General features: G+C 71.8%; 14 protein-coding genes. 6 read left to right on the top strand and 8 right to left on the bottom strand.

What is annotated here, in order from left to right:
* Positions 1-5: 5 nt before the first annotated feature.
* Positions 6-1,109: a mechanosensitive ion channel family protein gene (locus tag ABD350_RS01010; RefSeq protein ID WP_344345442.1), complete on the bottom strand. Its 1,104-nt coding sequence runs from the start codon at positions 1,107-1,109 to the stop codon at positions 6-8.
* A 107-nt stretch (positions 1,110-1,216) separates the two neighbouring features.
* Between ABD350_RS01010 and ABD350_RS01005 the strand changes: the two genes are divergently transcribed.
* Positions 1,217-1,789, top strand: coding sequence for a dienelactone hydrolase family protein (locus ABD350_RS01005; protein ID WP_344345440.1), 573 nt, complete (start codon positions 1,217-1,219; stop codon positions 1,787-1,789).
* Positions 1,790-1,793: 4 nt separating this feature from the next.
* On the opposite strand, the gene ABD350_RS01000 is transcribed toward ABD350_RS01005, so the two are convergent.
* The 4 genes from ABD350_RS01000 to ABD350_RS00985 form a co-directional block, all read right to left on the bottom strand.
* Positions 1,794-3,464: an alkaline phosphatase D family protein gene (locus ABD350_RS01000; RefSeq protein ID WP_344345438.1), complete on the bottom strand. Its 1,671-nt coding sequence runs from the start codon at positions 3,462-3,464 to the stop codon at positions 1,794-1,796.
* A gap of 80 nt (positions 3,465-3,544) precedes the next feature.
* The gene (locus ABD350_RS00995; protein ID WP_344345436.1) at positions 3,545-4,357 is read right to left on the bottom strand and encodes a thioredoxin domain-containing protein; all 813 of its coding nucleotides are present in this window, start codon (positions 4,355-4,357) and stop codon (positions 3,545-3,547) included.
* 96 nt (positions 4,358-4,453) lie between these two features.
* A complete protein-coding gene (locus ABD350_RS00990) occupies positions 4,454-5,146 on the bottom strand; it encodes a hypothetical protein (protein ID WP_344345434.1) in 693 nt (230 codons plus the stop codon).
* Between the two features lie 68 nt (positions 5,147-5,214).
* Positions 5,215-6,540: a DUF2252 domain-containing protein gene (locus tag ABD350_RS00985; protein WP_344345432.1), complete on the bottom strand. Its 1,326-nt coding sequence runs from the start codon at positions 6,538-6,540 to the stop codon at positions 5,215-5,217.
* A 208-nt stretch (positions 6,541-6,748) separates the two neighbouring features.
* Here ABD350_RS00985 and dnaE point away from each other — a divergent pair, with 208 nt between their 5' ends.
* Positions 6,749-10,288, top strand: a complete 3,540-nt coding sequence (dnaE, locus tag ABD350_RS00980) for a DNA polymerase III subunit alpha (protein WP_344345430.1) — start codon at positions 6,749-6,751, stop codon at positions 10,286-10,288.
* 84 nt (positions 10,289-10,372) lie between these two features.
* On the opposite strand, the gene ABD350_RS00975 is transcribed toward dnaE, so the two are convergent.
* A complete protein-coding gene (locus tag ABD350_RS00975; protein ID WP_344345428.1) occupies positions 10,373-10,540 on the bottom strand; it encodes a hypothetical protein in 168 nt (55 codons plus the stop codon).
* A 223-nt stretch (positions 10,541-10,763) separates the two neighbouring features.
* Between ABD350_RS00975 and ABD350_RS00970 the strand changes: the two genes are divergently transcribed.
* The 4 genes from ABD350_RS00970 to ABD350_RS00955 all read left to right on the top strand — a co-directional run bounded on the left by ABD350_RS00970 (position 10,764) and on the right by ABD350_RS00955 (position 14,628).
* A complete protein-coding gene (locus tag ABD350_RS00970) occupies positions 10,764-11,984 on the top strand; it encodes an NYN domain-containing protein (protein WP_344345426.1) in 1,221 nt (406 codons plus the stop codon).
* Positions 11,985-12,043: 59 nt separating this feature from the next.
* Positions 12,044-13,057, top strand: coding sequence for an ABC transporter ATP-binding protein (locus ABD350_RS00965; RefSeq protein WP_382466797.1), 1,014 nt, complete (start codon positions 12,044-12,046; stop codon positions 13,055-13,057).
* A gap of 64 nt (positions 13,058-13,121) precedes the next feature.
* Positions 13,122-13,943, top strand: coding sequence for an ABC transporter permease (locus ABD350_RS00960; RefSeq protein ID WP_344345422.1), 822 nt, complete (start codon positions 13,122-13,124; stop codon positions 13,941-13,943).
* 34 nt (positions 13,944-13,977) lie between these two features.
* Positions 13,978-14,628: an AAA family ATPase gene (locus tag ABD350_RS00955; RefSeq protein ID WP_344345420.1), complete on the top strand. Its 651-nt coding sequence runs from the start codon at positions 13,978-13,980 to the stop codon at positions 14,626-14,628.
* A gap of 447 nt (positions 14,629-15,075) precedes the next feature.
* Here the strand turns inward: ABD350_RS00955 and ybaK are convergent, their stop codons facing one another.
* Both ybaK and ABD350_RS00945 read right to left on the bottom strand, forming a co-directional pair.
* Positions 15,076-15,576, bottom strand: coding sequence for a Cys-tRNA(Pro) deacylase (gene ybaK, locus ABD350_RS00950; protein ID WP_344345418.1), 501 nt, complete (start codon positions 15,574-15,576; stop codon positions 15,076-15,078).
* A 21-nt stretch (positions 15,577-15,597) separates the two neighbouring features.
* On the bottom strand, positions 15,598-16,338 hold the full coding sequence (locus tag ABD350_RS00945; protein ID WP_344345416.1) for an LON peptidase substrate-binding domain-containing protein: 741 nt from the start codon (positions 16,336-16,338) through the stop codon (positions 15,598-15,600).
* Between the last annotated feature and the right edge of the window lie 6 nt (positions 16,339-16,344).

Raw genomic sequence — 16,344 nt, 5'->3', positions numbered from 1 at the left:
TCCGGTCAGCCGCGGCCGCGCGGGAACTCGTAGGCCCTGCGGAAGGAGGGGCCGTCGGGGGAGGGGGCCTGGTGCGGCGGGAGGACCGCGTCGGCGGTGTTCACCCGGGGCAGCGCGTAGGGGTGTTCCGCGGCCAGCCAGGTGATCATCTGCTCGCGGACGGCGACCCGGGCCGTCCAGATGTCGTCCGCGTCCTTCGCCGTCACCAGGGCCCGCACCTGGATGGTGCTGGGTGTGCTGTCCGTCACCTGGAGGCTGTAGGCGCGGCCGTCCCAGGCCGGGCACGCGCGCAGGATGTCCCGCAGCTTCTCACGCATCGCCTCCACCGGCGCGTTGTGGTCGAGGTGCCAGTAGACGATCCCGGTCATCTGCGGGGTGCCCCGGGACCAGTTCTCGAACGGCCGGGAGGTGAAGTACGACACCGGCATGGTGATCCGGCGCTCGTCCCAGGTCCGGACCGTCAGAAAGGTCAGGGTGATCTCCTCGACCGTGCCCCACTCGCCGTCCACCACGACCGTGTCGCCGATCCGGACCATGTCCCCGAAGGCGATCTGCAGCCCGGCGAACATGTTGGACAGCGTGGACTGGGCGGCGACACCGGCCACGATGCCGAGGACACCGGCCGAGGCCAGCAGGGAGGCACCGGCCGCGCGCATCGCCGGGAACGTCAGCAGCATCGCCGCCACGGCGACCACCCCGACGATCGCCGACACCACCCGCATGATGAGCGTCACCTGGGTGCGCACCCGGCGGACCCGGGCCGGGTCGTGGTGGGCGCGCGCGTAACGGGTGTACGTCGTCTCGACTATGGCCGCCGCGATCCGGATCACCAGCCAGGCCGCCGCACCGATCAGCACCAGGGTCAGCGTCCGGCCGACGCCGGTGCGGTGCTCCGGGAACAGCTCGGCCTCGTCGTAGGAACCTCTGAGCAGGGCAGCGCACAGCACGAGTTGATAGGGCACACGGCCGCGCCGCAGCAGGTCCCACAGCGGGGTGTCGCCACGGCTTTCGTCGGCCTTGCGCAGCAGCAGGTCCGTGGCCCAGCCGACCAGTATGGTCAGCACCACGGCACCGCCGACCACGATCGCGGGGCGGAGTACGGTCTCCATGCCTCCGAACGTAACCGGCTTCGGCCGGTCATGAACATGTGTCTTCGGCACGCGCGTGGGTAGGGCCGCGATACGCCTTTGGCGTGCCCGGCTGGCACCATGGCCTCATGAACATCATGCTCTTTCACTCGACCTACGGGCTCAGGCCCGCGGTGCGCGAGGCCGCGGACCGGCTGCGCGCGGCGGGCCACGAGGTGTGGACGCCGGACCTCTTCGAGGGGCGCACGTTCGACACCGTCGAGGACGGCATGGAGTTCAACGAGCGGATCGGCAAGGAGGAGATGCTGAAGCGGGCCGTGCTCGCGGCGGCGCCGTACTCCGACCGCGGGCTGGTGTACGCCGGGTTCTCGCTCGGCGCGTCCGTCGCCCAGACCCTGGCCCTCGGCGATGACAAGGCGCGCGGGCTGCTGCTCCTGCACGGCACCTCGGACATCGCGCCGAACGCGCACGTGGACGATCTGCCGGTCCAGCTGCACGTGGCCGAGCCCGACCCGTTCGAGTCGGACGACTGGCTGAGCGCCTGGTATCTGCAGATGGGCCGCACCGGCGCCGACGTGGAGATCTACCGGTACGCCGGGGCCGGGCACCTCTACACCGACCCCGGGCTGCCGGACTACGACGCGGAGGCCGCCGAGGCCACCTGGCGGGTGGCGCTCGGCTTCCTCGACTCGCTCGGGTGAGGGATCACACCGGGTCGTAGGTCCGCTCGATCTTCTGGGTGCCGCTGCGGGTGCGGTACGAACGCGCCCAGTCGGCGCGGGCGTCCGGGTCGGTGCGGTCCGACAGGACGTAGTAGTCCATCTGCGCCCGCTCGGCGGTGATGTCCAGCACGCCGTAGCCGTGCCGGTCCGTGTCGACCCAGTGGACGTGCCGGTTGGCGGCCTTGATGACCGGGGCGGCGACCGCGGAGACCGTGCCCTCGGACACCTTGACGATGTCGTCCAGGTTGTCGGAGGTCACCGAGGTCACCACGAACTCGGTGGCCGCCGACGGCGACAGCGGGTAGGTACCCGCGTCCACCGGCACGTCGTTGGCCCACGCCATGTGGATGTCACCGGTCAGGAAGACGGTGTTCCTGATGGCGTTGGACCGCAGGTGGGCCAGGAGTTCGCGGCGGTCGTCGGTGTAGCCGTCCCACTGGTCGGTGTTGAGGGCGATGCCCTCCTGCGGCAGGCCGAGCAGCTTGGCGAGGGGCTTCAGCAGGTCGGCGGAGAGCGAGCCGACGGCGAACGGCGAGATCATCACCGAGTTGCCGACCAGCCGCCACTTCGTGTCGGAGGCCCGCAGGCCGGCCTTGAGCCAGTCGAGCTGGGCGCGGCCGGTGAGCGTGCGGTCCGGGTCGTCCACCGAGCCGCTCGCCGTGGACGCCTGCTGCGAGCGGAAGGAGCGCAGGTCCAGCAGGGACAGATCGGCGAGTTTGCCGAAGCGCAGCCGCCGGTAGGTGGTGCCGGCGAGGGCCGGGCGGACCGGCATCCACTCGAAGTAGGCCTGTTTGGCGGCGGCCTGACGGGCGGCCCAGGTGCCCTCGGCGCCCTCGGTGTGGTTGACCGCGCCGCCCGGCCAGGCGTTGTCGGCGAACTCGTGGTCGTCCCAGATCGCGATGACCGGCGCCGTCAGGTGCAGGGCCCGCAGGTCGGGGTCGGTCTTGTACGCCGCGTGCCGGATCCGGTAGTCGGCGAGGGTGAGGATCTCGTTCGCCGGCGCGTGCGGGCGGACCACCTTGCCCCGGGTGCCGTACTCGCCGGACCGGTACTCGTAGATGTAGTCGCCGAGGTGCAGCCAGGCGTCCAGGTCGCCGCGGGCGGCGAGATGGCGGTAGGCGGCGAAGTACCCGGCCTCCCAGTTGGCGCAGGAGACCACGCCGAAGCGCAGGGAGGGGACGTCCGCGTCCGCCGCCGGCGCGGTGCGGGTGCGCGCCACCGGGGAGTCGGCGCCGCCGGCGGAGAAGCGGAACCAGTAGTCCGTGGCCGGGGCGAGGCCCCGCACATCGGCCTTGACGGTGTGGTCGGAGGCGGCCGTGGCGGTGACGGAGCCCTTGGCGACGACGTCGGTCAGCGCCTTGTCGCGGGCGACGACCCACCCCACCTCGGTGTCCGGGCCGATCCCGGAGCCGGGTATGGCCTCCGGGATCGGGGTCACCCGGGTCCACAGCAGCACGCCGTCGGGCAGCGGGTCGCCGGAGGCGACGCCGTGCAGGAAGGCGGGGGCGCCGGTGGCGGCGCGGGCCGGCAGCGCGGCGGCCAGCGGGCCGGCCAGCACGGCGGACGCCGCCGCGGCCTTGACGACCGTACGGCGGCGGGGCGGAAGCGAGCCGGGGTCCTGTGCGGCCCCGGCTGATCTGTATCGACTGGTCACGACCGATCAGGTTACTGATCGGTACGCGCGAAGGCGGGCGAACTCCCGAAAGTTCGCCCGCAGTTCGGCGTGTCGTCGGCTCAGCCCTTGAGGGCCGCCTCCAGCGCGGTGTTGAACTCCTCGACGGTCATCGGCGCGTTCTTGCCGCCTGCGTCCGTCAGGGCCTTGCCGTCCATCTTCAGGGTCGGGGTGCCCTCGATGCCGTCCTTGTCGAAGACCTTCGACTCCTCCAGCGCCCACCGGTCGAAGGTGCCGTCCTTGACGTCCTTCTGGAACTTCGCGTTGCCCTTCAGGGCGGGAACCGTGTCGGCGATCTCGATCAGGTAGGAGTCGTCCTTGAACTTGTCGTCCCGCTCCTCCGGGTGCCACTTCTTGGAGTACAGCGCGGACTTGAACTCCAGGAACGCCTCCGGGCCGACGTTCAGCGCGGCGCCCAGCGCGCTCAGCGCGTTCTTCGAGCCCTCGCCGCCGAAGCCGTTGTCGAGGAAGGTGGCGCCGACGAACTGGACCTTGTACTTGCCGGCGTCGAGGTCCTTCTTGACGGTCGGGCCGACCACCTGCTCGAAGGAGGCGCAGACCGGGCAGCGCGGGTCCTCGTATATCACCAGCGTCTTCTTGGCGGTGTCCTTGCCGACCAGGACCGTCGTGCCGTCCTTGCCCGTGGCGTTGGCCGGCTTGACCAGCTTGTCGTCCTTCGCGGTCTCCCAGTAGGCGGGCTTGTTGGCCTGGACGACGGCGTAGCCGATGCCGCCGGCCGCGGCCAGCACGGCGACGACCGAGCCGGCCACGATCAGCTGCCGCCTGACCTTCTCGCGCTTGGCCTGCCGCTCCCGCTCCTGGCGCAGCCGCTCCCGGGCCGCCGTCTTCGCGGCCTGGCTGTTCCGCTTGCTCATGGTGGTGATCTCCCTGGGGGACGCGCACATGTCGTACGCGGTTCGTTATGGGGGGACTGATGTGCTCGGTGCCGTCCGCCGCGCGGGAGCCGTGGCTCAGGCGAGGGCGGTCCGGCCGGGGCGGGAGCACGGCGGTCCACGCCGTCCCAGGGAGTGCGCGAGGAGCCGGTCGCGGGCGGCGGCGCGGCGCGGGGCCGGGCGGTGCGGCCGGCGGACCGGCAGCGGCCGTACGGCGACCGCGGCCACCGCCAGCAGCAGCGGCCGGAAGGTGGTGGCGGCGACCGCGCGCACCAACTGGGTCAGCGCCCGCTCGCCCCGGCGCAGCCAGGCCGCGGCGAGCAGGCCCACGCCGATGTGCGCGGCCAGCAGCAGCCAGGCGGCACCCGGACCGGCGTGGGCGAACAGCTCTGCCGTCCGGTCGGGCCCGCCGGCCATCCGGGCCAGCGGAGAGCCCACCGGACCTTCGCACAGCACATCCAGGCCGACCGCGCGCAGCGGGCCGGCGACCGGGCCGCCCGTCCGGCCGTAGCAGGCGTGCTGGCCGGTGGTGAACACCGTGTCGGCGGCCAGCTCCAGCGGGATCAGCAGGGCCGCGATCCGGCCGAAGCCGCGCTCGCGGCCCGCCAGCCCGTACGCGGTGACGAACACCCCGGCGGCGACCGCGGCCACGGTCGCCAGCGGCAGCGGGGCACGGGACAGCAGCACGTGCGACGCGGTGCCGAGCGTCACGACGAAGGCCGTGAACAGCGCCGCGCGCACGGCTCTGAGCTGGGTCCCGGATATGTCCATAGCGAAAGGAGAGTGTGTCACGCCCGCGGGTAAAGGACGCCTCAAGGGTGCCTGTGAATCCGCGAAGGTCACAGCCCCGGAATCCGGCCGTTGCGGAACAGGTCCACGAAGATCCGGTGGTCGGCACGCGCGCGTGCGCCGTAGCCGTGCGCGAAGTCCACCAGCAGGGGCGCGAAGCCCTCCTCGTCGGCCGCGAGAGCCGCGTCGATGGCCCGCTCGGTGGAGAACGGCACCAGGGACTCGCCGGAGGTGTCGTCCGCCGCCGCGTGCATGGTGGCCGTGGCCCGGCCCAGGTCGGCGACGACGGCCGCGATCTCCTCCGGGTCGTCGATGTCGCCCCAGTCCAGGTCCACCGCGTACGGCGAGACCTCGGCGACCAGCTGGCCCGCGCCGTCCAGCTCGGTCCAGCCCAGCCACGGGTCGGCGTGCGCCTGGAGGGCGCGCTGGGAGATGACCGTGCGGTGGCCCTCGTGCAGGAAGTACTCCGCGATGGCCGGATCCGTGATGTGCCGGGAGACGGCCGGGGTCTGCGCCTGCTTGATGTAGATCACCACATCGTTCTCCAGGGCGTCGCTGTGGCCCTCCAGCAGGATGTTGTACGACGGCAGGCCCGCCGAGCCGATGCCGATGCCCCGGCGGCCCACGACGTCCTTCACCCGGTAGGAGTCGGGGCGGGCCAGGGAGGAGTCCGGCAGGGTCTCCAGATAGCCGTCGAAGGCCGCCAGGACCTTGTAGCGGGTGGCCGCGTCCAGCTCGATGGAGCCGCCGCCCGGGGCGAAGCGGCGCTCGAAGTCGCGGATCTCCGTCATCGACTCCAGCAGCCCGAACCGGGTCATCGCCCGGGCGTCACGCAGCGCGTCCAGCAGCGGACCCTGCGCGGTGTCCAGTGTGAACGGCGGCACCTCGTCCCGCTTGGCGCCCGTGGCCAGGGCGTGGATCCGCTCCCGGTACGCGTGCGCGTAGACCGTCACCAGCTCGGTGATCTGCGCGTCGCTGAGCGCCTTCGCGTACCCGATCAGCGCGACGGACGCCGCGAAGCGCTTGAGGTCCCAGGTGAAGGGGCCGACGTAGGCCTCGTCGAAGTCGTTGACGTTGAAGATCAGCCGGCCGTTCGAATCCATGTACGTGCCGAAGTTCTCCGCGTGCAGATCGCCGTGGATCCACACGCGCGAGGTGCGCTCGTCCAGGTACGGACCGCCGCGCCTGCCGGCGTCGAGGTCGTGGTAGAAGAGGCACGCCGTGCCCCGGTAGAACGCGAAGGCCGAAGCCGCCATCTTCCGGAACTTCACCCGGAACGCGGCCGGGTCGGCGGCCAGGAGCCGGCCGAAGGCGGTGTCGAAGACGGCGAGGATCTCCTCGCCGCGCTGCTCCTCGTCGAGCTGGGGGACCGACATCGCGGGGTGCCTCCTGGTACAGGTGTACGACAGCGTTTCTGCCGTCTCCAACGCACGACGGTACGCGGACGTGCCCGCCCCCACCCGGCCGCCACCCTCGTGGCGGCGCTTGCCGCCACCGGCTGTCGGTGGCGAGGCATAGACTTCGACGCTGACCCCCAGAACCGTCCGCCAGACCGTCGCCGAGTGTTTCCCCGGAGGCTCAACCGTGTCGAAGCCGCCCTTCACGCACCTGCACGTCCACACCCAGTACTCGCTGCTGGACGGTGCCGCGCGGCTGAAGGACATGTTCAACGCCTGCAATGAGATGGGCATGACGCACATCGCCATGTCCGACCACGGCAACCTGCACGGCGCGTATGACTTCTTCCACTCCGCGAAAAAGGCCGGAATCACCCCGATCATCGGGATCGAGGCCTATGTCGCCCCCGAGTCCCGGCGCAACAAGCGCAAGATCCTCTGGGGCCAGCCGCACCAGAAGCGGGACGACATCTCCGGTTCCGGCGGTTACACCCACAAGACGATGTGGGCGGTGAACAAGACCGGTCTGCACAACCTCTTCCGGCTCTCCTCCGACGCCTACGCCGAGGGCTGGCTGCAGAAGTGGCCCCGGATGGACAAGGAGACCATCGCCAAGTGGTCCGAGGGCATCGTCGCCTCCACCGGCTGCCCCTCCGGCGAGGTGCAGACCCGGCTGCGCCTCGGCCACTTCGACGAGGCCCTGAAGGCCGCCGCCGACTACCAGGACATCTTCGGCAAGGACAAGTACTTCCTGGAGCTGATGGACCACGGCATCGAGATCGAGCGCCGGGTCCGCGACGGGCTGCTGGAGATCGGCAGGAAGCTCGGCATCCCCCCGCTGGTCACCAACGACTCGCACTACACCTACGCGCACGAGGCCGGGGCCCACGATGCCCTGCTGTGCATCCAGACCGGCAAGAACCTCTCCGATCCCGACCGCTTCAAGTTCGACGGCACCGGCTACTACCTGAAGTCCACGGACGAGATGTACGCCATCGACTCCTCGGACGCCTGGCAGGAGGGCTGCGCCAACACGCTCCTCGTCGCCGAGATGGTGGACACCGACGGCATGTTCGAGAAGCGCGACCTCATGCCCAAGTTCGACATCCCCGAGGGCTACACCGAGGTCACCTGGTTCAAGGAGGAGGTCCGCCGCGGCATGGAGCGCCGCTACCCGGGCGGCATCCCCGAGGACCGCCAGAAGCAGGCCGAGTACGAGATGGACACCATCATCTCGATGGGCTTCCCCGGCTACTTCCTCGTGGTCGCCGACTTCATCATGTGGGCCAAGAAGCAGGGCATCGCGGTCGGCCCCGGCCGCGGCTCCGCCGCCGGCTCGATCGTCGCCTACGCCCTCGGCATCACCGACCTCGACCCCATCCCGCACGGACTGATCTTCGAGCGGTTCCTCAACCCCGAGCGCATCTCGATGCCCGATGTCGACATCGACTTCGACGAGCGCCGGCGCGTCGAGGTGATCCGGTACGTGACCGAGAAGTACGGCGCCGACAAGGTCGCCATGATCGGCACCTACGGCACCATCAAGGCCAAGAACGCGATCAAGGACTCCGCGCGCGTGCTGGGCTACCCGTACGCGATGGGCGACCGCATCACCAAGGCCATGCCCGCCGACGTCCTCGGCAAGGGCATCCCGCTGTCCGGCATCACCGACCCCAGCCACCCGCGCTACAGCGAGGCCGGCGAGGTCCGCGCGATGTACGAGAACGAGCCGGACGTGAAGAAGGTCATCGACACCGCGCGCGGCGTGGAGGGCCTGGTGCGGCAGATGGGCGTGCACGCCGCCGGCGTGATCATGTCCAGCGAGACCATCACCGAGCACGTCCCGGTGTGGGTGAGGCACACCGACGGCGTGACCATCACCCAGTGGGACTACCCGAGCTGTGAGTCGCTCGGCCTGCTGAAGATGGACTTCCTGGGCCTGCGCAACCTCACGATCATGGACGACGCGGTCAAGATGGTGAAGGCCAACAAGGGCCTCGACATCGACCTGCTGTCCCTGCCGCTGGACGACCCCACGACCTTCGAACTGCTCCAGCGCGGCGACACCCTCGGCGTCTTCCAGTTCGACGGCGGCCCCATGCGGTCCTTGCTCCGGCTGATGAAGCCGGACAACTTCGAGGACATCTCCGCCGTCTCGGCCCTGTACCGGCCGGGCCCGATGGGCATGAACTCGCACACGAACTACGCGCTGCGCAAGAACGGGCAGCAGGAGATCACGCCGATCCACCCCGAGCTGGAGGAGCCGCTCAAGGAGGTCCTGGACGTCACCTACGGCCTGATCGTCTACCAGGAGCAGGTGCAGAAGGCCGCCCAGATCATCGCCGGCTACTCGCTCGGCGAGGCCGACATCCTCCGCCGCGTGATGGGCAAGAAGAAGCCGGAGGAGCTGGAGAAGAACTTCGTCATCTTCCAGGCCGGCGCCCGCAAGAACGGCTACAGCGACGAGGCCATCCAGGCGCTGTGGGACGTGCTGGTCCCGTTCGCCGGCTACGCCTTCAACAAGGCCCACTCGGCCGCGTACGGCCTGGTGTCGTACTGGACGGCGTACCTGAAGGCGAACCACCCCGCCGAGTACATGGCCGCCCTGCTCACCTCCGTCAAGGACGACAAGGACAAGTCGGCGGTCTACCTCAACGAGTGCCGCCGCATGGGCATCCGGGTGCTCCCGCCGAACGTCAACGAGTCGGAGGCGAACTTCGCCGCCCAGGGCGACGACGTGATCCTCTTCGGCCTGTCCGCCGTCCGCAACGTCGGCACCAACGTCGTCGAGTCGATCATCAAGTGCCGCAAGGCGAAGGGGAAGTACACCTCCTTCCCCGACTACCTCGACAAGGTCGAGGCGGTGGTCTGCAACAAGCGCACCACCGAATCGCTGATCAAGGCCGGCGCCTTCGACTCCATGGGCCACACCCGCAAGGGGCTCATGGCCCAGTACGAGCCGATGATCGACAACGTGGTCGCGGTCAAGCGCAAGGAGGCCGAGGGCCAGTTCGACCTCTTCGGCGGGATGGGCGAGGAGACCAGCAGCGAGCCCGGCTTCGGACTCGACGTGGAGTTCTCCACCGACGAGTGGGACAAGACCTATCTGCTCGCCCAGGAGCGGGAGATGCTCGGTCTGTACGTCTCCGACCACCCCCTCTTCGGGCTGGAGCACGTCCTCGCCGACAAGGCCGACGCGGGCATCTCCCAGCTCACCGGCGGCGAGCACGCCGACGGCGCGGTGGTCACCATCGGCGGCATCATCTCCGGCCTCCAGCGCAAGATGACCAAGCAGGGCAACGCCTGGGCCATCGCCACCGTGGAGGACCTCGCGGGCTCCATCGAGTGCATGTTCTTCCCCGCCACCTACCAGCTGGTGTCGACGCAACTCGTCGAGGACGCCGTGGTGTTCGTCAAGGGCCGGCTCGACAAGCGGGAGGACGTGCCGCGGCTGGTCGCGATGGAGCTCCAGGTCCCGGACCTGTCCAACGCGGGCACCAACGCGCCCGTGATCCTCACCATCCCGGCCACGCGGATCACCCCGCCGATGGTCAGCCGCCTCGGCGAGATCCTCAGCCACCACAAGGGCGACAGCGAGGTCCGCATCAAGCTCCAGGGCCCGCGCAAGACCACCGTGCTGCGCCTGGACCGGCACCGGGTCAAGCCCGACCCGGCCCTCTTCGGGGATCTGAAGGTGCTGCTCGGCCCGTCCTGCCTGGCGGGCTGAGGCCGGCGCCGGACAAGCGGCAGGAAAAGGGGCGCGCCCGTCACGGGTGCGCCCCTCATATGTGCCCGGGCTTCAACTGCCCTTTTAGTTGTGGCCGAAGCTCTTCTGCTTCTTGCGCGCGCCCTCCGTCGGGCCGCCCTGGATGTGGGACACCGGTGACTCGTGTTCCTCCGCCGGGGGCCGTTGCGCGTGCTCGCTCTGCTGCGCGCGGTTCTTCGGGCCGGCCTGCTTGCGGTTCTTGTTCTTGGCCATGGTGATGCCTCCTGTGGGGGATCTAGGGGCCAGGGCCGGGACCAGATTCACATACGCTGACATCAGGCGCATGTCGGATAATTACCGTGTGTGACAGGGGTGCTGGGCGGACGAGAACCGGAAACGCCACGCCGAAGATCGAGTTCGGGCCGTTAAGCTCCGCGCGGTCGGGCAGACTCGAAGCAAGTCCGAAGCAAAGCCTCCCGGGAAGAGGGTGAGTCGCGTGGACCGCTGCATCGTCCTGGTGGACGCCGGGTACCTGCTGGGCGCCGCCGCCAGCCTCCTCGCGGGTGAGCCCTCGCGGTCCCGGATCACCGTCGACCACGCCGCGCTGATCCAGGCCCTGCGCGAACGCGCGGAGTCCGACACCGAGCGCCCGCTGCTGCGCATCTACTGGTTCGACGGCGCCCCCGACCGGGTTCCCCAGCCGGAGCACCGCCGGCTGCGGGTGATGCCCCGGGTCACCGTCCGGCTGGGCGCCCTGACCCGCAGCGACGGACGCTGGGCCCAGAAGGGCGTGGACGCCGCCATGCACGCCGAACTGACCGAACTGGCCCGCAACCGCGCCTGTTCCGACGTCGTCCTGGTCACCGGCGACGGCGATCTGCTGCCTGGCATGATGGCCGCCAAGGAGCACGGCGTCGCCGTCCACCTGTGGGCCGTGCAGGCCGCCGACGGCGACTACAACCAGTCCGAGGACCTGGTCGCCGAGGCCGACGAGCGGCGGGTGCTGGACCGCGCCTGGATCACCCAGGCCGTCCGCGCCAAGGAGCTGACCGGCGTCTGCCCCCCGCCGCCCGCGCCCCGCCCCGAGATCGCCGCGATCCTCTCCGCCCCCCTGCCCGACTCCGCGCTCACCACCGGCGAACGGCCCGCCGAACAGCCCGCGCACCCCCCGGCCGCGACGGCGGCGGAGAACGGCTCCCCCGAGCGGGTCCCCACCGCCAAGGGCGTCCCCACCCCCAAGGATCTGGCCGCGCTGCGCGCACCCGGCACCCACACCGTGCAGCACCCGACGACCGCGACCCTGCGCTGGTCCTCCGACAAGGGCTGGGTCGACCGGCCGGGCGTGGTCGCCGAACCCCCCGAGGCCGCCTCCCTGCCGACGCTGGCCCAGCTGACCACCGCCGAACAGCGCTGGGCCGACCGGGAGGAGGACATCACCACCGTCGGCGGCGACCCGTACGAGGTGGGGCAGGTCTTCGCCCGCCGCTGGATCTCCCGCCTCGGCGACCAGGGCCACTTGCAGCGGCTGTCGCAGATGTACCCGCGCATCCCGCACCGCATCGACGGCGAGCTGCTGCGCTACGCGGCCCGCTTCGGGCTGCTCGCGCACAAGGACGACCAGATCGACGAACACGACCGTTACGCCATCCGGGCGGGGTTCTGGCGCGAGTTCGACATCCCGGCGGCGGCCGAACAGCACGCGCCCGCCGCCGACTGAATCCGCGTAGCCGCCCCCAAAGGCGAGTAAAGCGCCCGGACCCCGTAGTCTCGTCCCTTGTGATGACGCGCGCGGGACAGGCACTCGGGTACGACGAGGTCGTACGCGTGCGCGGGCTAGGCAAGACCTATCCGGCCGTCCGGGGCCGGCGCGGCACGCCGGGCATCCCCGAGGTGCGGGCCACCGACGGGGTGGAGCTGGAGGTGCGGCGCGGCGAGGTGTTCGGCCTGCTCGGCCCGAACGGCGCCGGCAAGTCCACCCTGGTACGGCAGCTCACCGGGCTGCTGCGGCCGGACACGGGCAGCGTCGAGATCCTCGGCCACGACATCGTCCGGCACCCCGAGCGGGCCGCCCGGATCCTCGCCTACCTCGGCCAGGAGTCCAGCGCCCTGGACGAGCTGACCGTCTCCCTCGCCGCCGAGACCACCGGACGCCTGCGCGGTCTGGACGTGCGGCGGGCCCGGGCCGAACGGGACGCCGTGCTGGAGGAGCTGGGACTGACCCCGATCGCCGGCCGGGCGCTGAAGAAGCTCTCCGGCGGGCAGCGGCGGCTCGCCTGCTTCGCCGCCGCCCTGGTGGGCCGGCGCCCGCTGCTCGTGCTGGACGAGCCGACCACCGGCATGGACCCGGTCGCCCGGCGCGCGGTGTGGGCGGCCGTGGACCGGCGGCGCGCCGAACACGGCACGACCGTGCTGCTGGTCACCCACAATGTGATCGAGGCCGAGACGGTGCTGGACCGGGTCGCCGTGCTCGACCAGGGCCGGGTCATCGCCTGCGACACCCCCGCCGGGCTCAAGGCGCGGGTCGCCGGCGAGGTGCGGGTGGAACTGGTGTGGCGGGAGCGGGCGCCGCTGGAGGTGCCCGAGGTGGCCGTGCTGCGCGAGCGGGCGGTGCAGTCCGGCCGGCGCTGGACGCTGCGGCTCGCGCCCGAGGAGGCCCGCGCCGTCGTCGCCACGGTGACCGGCGGGGCCGCCTTCGCCGCCCTGGACGACTTCACGCTCGCCACGCCCAGCCTGGAGGACGTCTATCTGGCGCTGGGCGGCGAGGCCCGGCAGGGACTGGTGAGGGCGTGAGCGAGCGGGCCCCGCGGTACGTAAGGGTCTGTGCCGCCGCCGGAGCGAAGAGGAGCAGCTCGTCGTGAGTGTCGTACCCGCCGAGGTTCTGCCCGGCGGCCCCCGGGCCGTGCCGGAGACGGCGTCCGGCCCGGCCGAGCTCGGGCCGCCCGCGCGGCTGTGGCCGTCGCTGGTGGCCGTCTACCGGGCGCAGCTGTCCCGGGCCCGGGTGGCACGGATCCCGCTGCTGTTCGTGGCGACCTTCCAGTCGATCGGGATCACCGTGATGATGCGCGGTGTGGTCGACAGCGGGGCCGAGGCCCAGTCGGTGGTGGCCGGATCGTCGGTGCTGGTCGTCGCCTATGTGGCGCTGAACCTGCTCTCGCAGTACTTCGGGCAGCTGCGGGCCAGCGGCGGGCTCGACCACTACGCCACCCTGCCGGTGCCGCCGGCCGCCGTGGTGCTGGGCGCGGCGGCGGCCTACGCCTCCTTCACCGTGCCGGGCACCCTGGTCACCGCCGTCTTCGGCTGCGTGCTCTTCGGGCTGCCGCTGACCAACCTGTGGGTGCTGCTGGCCGTCATCCCGCTCGCCGGGGCCGCGCTCGCCGGGCTCGGCGCCGCGTGCGGGCTGCTCGCGCCCCGGCCGGAGCTGGCCACGCTGCTCGGTCAGCTGGGCATGTCGGCGGCGCTGCTGCTGGGCGTGCTGCCGGCCGGGCGGATGCCGGAGGTGATCAGGCTGGCCCGCGATCTGCTGCCCTCCACCTACGGCGTGGAGGCCTACGCCCGGACCTTCGGGCCGGACCCGGACTGGGCCCTCGTCCTCGCTGACCTGGGGGTGTGCGCGGGCGTCGGCGTGATCTCGCTGGCCGTGGCGACCCGGGCCTACCGCAGGGCCGCCGTCCGGTGACGCGGCGCACGGCGCGACCTGGCACGATGGCAGGGTGACCGCACCGTTGACTCCACCGCCGCACGACGACTCCGCGCACCAGGTCCGGCAGGGGCCGCCGCCCGCCGGGGCGTTCGCCGGGCAGGGGCGGGAACAGGACGGTCCCGGGCTGCGGACGGAGCTGCGGGAGGCCGCCGTGATCACGGTGGCGCTGATGCTCGGCGGGGTGCTGCTGGGGCTGCTGTGGTGGTGGCTGGCGCCGCGCGTGCCGCTGGTCGGCGATGTGCTGGACAAGAGCTGGGTCGTCTACTTGAAGGACAGTGAGGGGGAGCAAGCCGTCGGGGTGGACGGAACGTTCACTCTGCTGGGGCTCGGCCTCGGACTCGTCAGCGCGCTCGTCGTCTTCCTGCTGCGCCGGCGCGGCGGGGCGCCGCTGGTGGTCGCGCTCGGGCTCGGGGGCCTGCTCGGGTCCCTGCTGGCCTGGCGCCTCGGGGTCTGGCTGGGCCCCGACACGGACGTGCTCGCGCACGCCCAGGCCGTGGGCAGGGGCGTGACGTTCTCCGCGCCGCTGAAGCTGTCGGCCAAGGGCGCGCTGCTGGCCTGGCCGCTCGCCGCCCTGCTGGCCCACCTCGGCCTGACCGCCCTGTTCGGCCCCCGCGACCCGGAGACGGCGTATCCCCACGGCCCCGGGTCTGAGACGCCGTAGCGCGTGGCTCCGGGCGGGAGGTGCCGTGGCCCATGGGTCCGGGCCTCAGGCGTCCTAGCGCGTGGCTCCGGGCGGGAGGTGCCGTGGCCCATGGCTCCGCGCCTCAGGCGTCCTAGCGCGTGGCTCCGGGCCGGAGACGCCGTAGCCAGACGCCGTAGCCCACGGCCCCCGGGCCCGAGACGGCCAACCCGTGAACCCCGCCCCGGCATGTCGTAGCCCGCGAGCCTCAGCCCCCGGGACTCCGTACCCGGCGGGAACCTGTGCCGCTGGAACGCCGACCCGGCGCGAGCCGTGCGCCGGTGTGCCGTGGCGGGCGGGAGCCGCGTGCCCGGTGTGCCGTACCCCGGCGCGAGCCGTGCGCCCGGTGTGCCGGGCCCGGCGGGTACCCGCGTCCTGGGCATGCCGTGCGTGACGGGGCCGTGCCTTCGACGGCCGGGGCGGGGGCGGTCAGTGCTTGGCGATCGGGGCCAGGGTCGCCTCCGTCAGCTTGGCCAGGTCGTCCGGGGCGAGTTCGACCTCCAGACCGCGGCGGCCCGCCGAGACGCAGATCGTGGGGTGGGCCCCGGCCGAGTCGTCGAGGACCGTGGGGAGCCTCTTGCGCTGGCCGAGCGGGGAGATGCCGCCGCGGACATAGCCCGTGGTGCGCTCGGCGAGCGCCGGGTCGGCCATCGTCGCCCGCTTGCCGCCCACCGCCGCCGCCAGGGCCTTCAGGTCCAGCGAGCCGGCCACCGGCACCACGCCGACCACCAGGGAGCCGTCCACCTCGGCCACCAGGGTCTTGAAGACCCGGTCGGAGGAGACTCCCAGCGCCTCGGCCGCCTCCTCGCCGTAGGAGGGGTGGGACGGGTCGTGGTCGTAGGAGTGGAGGGTGAAGTCCACGCCCGCCGCCGTCAGGGCCACCGTTGCGGGCGTGCCCCCGGCCTGCGCCTTCTTCTGCTTCTTCGCCATCCTCGGTTTCCTTGTGGTCCCTCAGTTCAGGCTCATCGGCGTCCGCGTCAGCTCGAACGCGGGCAGCGACGGCAGGCCGTGGATGATCGCCGTCTCCGCGCGCAGCAGTCTCAGCTCGTCCCGCAGCCGGGAGGCGGTGTCCGGCGCCTGGAGCAGCCGCTGTTTGGTCGGTGTGTCGTGCACCATCGCCGCGGCCACCAGGTACGACACCACGCTCGGGTCGTCCGGCAGCTCGGCGGAGCCGGACAGCGAGCGTTCCCGGGCGCCGGCCAGCCGCTTCTGGTAGCGGCGGAAGGACCGCAGGACGTCCTCGGCCAGCGCGCCGGCCTCGTCCCCGGGCTCCTCCTCCAGCTCCTGGAGTTCCGCGGTCAGATACGGGCCGGACGCGTCCACGGACAGCAGCCGTACCCGGGTCGTCCCGGTCGCCAGCACCTCGAACGTGCCGTCGGAGTGTTCCCGGATGGTCGCCGCGTCGGCCACGCAGCCCACCCCGTGGAAGGCGCGCAGCGGGTCCGGGCCGAAGCCGGCGGCCGGGCCCCGCGCGGGCAGCGCGGTGGGATCGGGCATGCCGGGGGCGCTCGGCGCGACCTCGTGGCCGTCCCGGATGGCGACGACGGCGAACCGGCGCGGCTCGTCCTCGGGGGTTTTCAGCAGGTCGCGCATCATGGCGCGATACCGCTCCTCGAAGACGTTCAGCGGCAGCACGAGACCCGGGAACAGCACCGAGTTCAGCGGAAAGAGCGGCAGACGGACGGTGGTCACGGCGCC

This window comes from Streptomyces nogalater, assembly GCF_039532885.1.
Classification (GTDB): Bacteria; Actinomycetota; Actinomycetes; order Streptomycetales; family Streptomycetaceae; genus Streptomyces; species Streptomyces nogalater.
The sequence above is the reverse complement of the archived record's forward strand: the minus strand, read 5'-3'. Positions and strand labels throughout refer to the sequence as shown.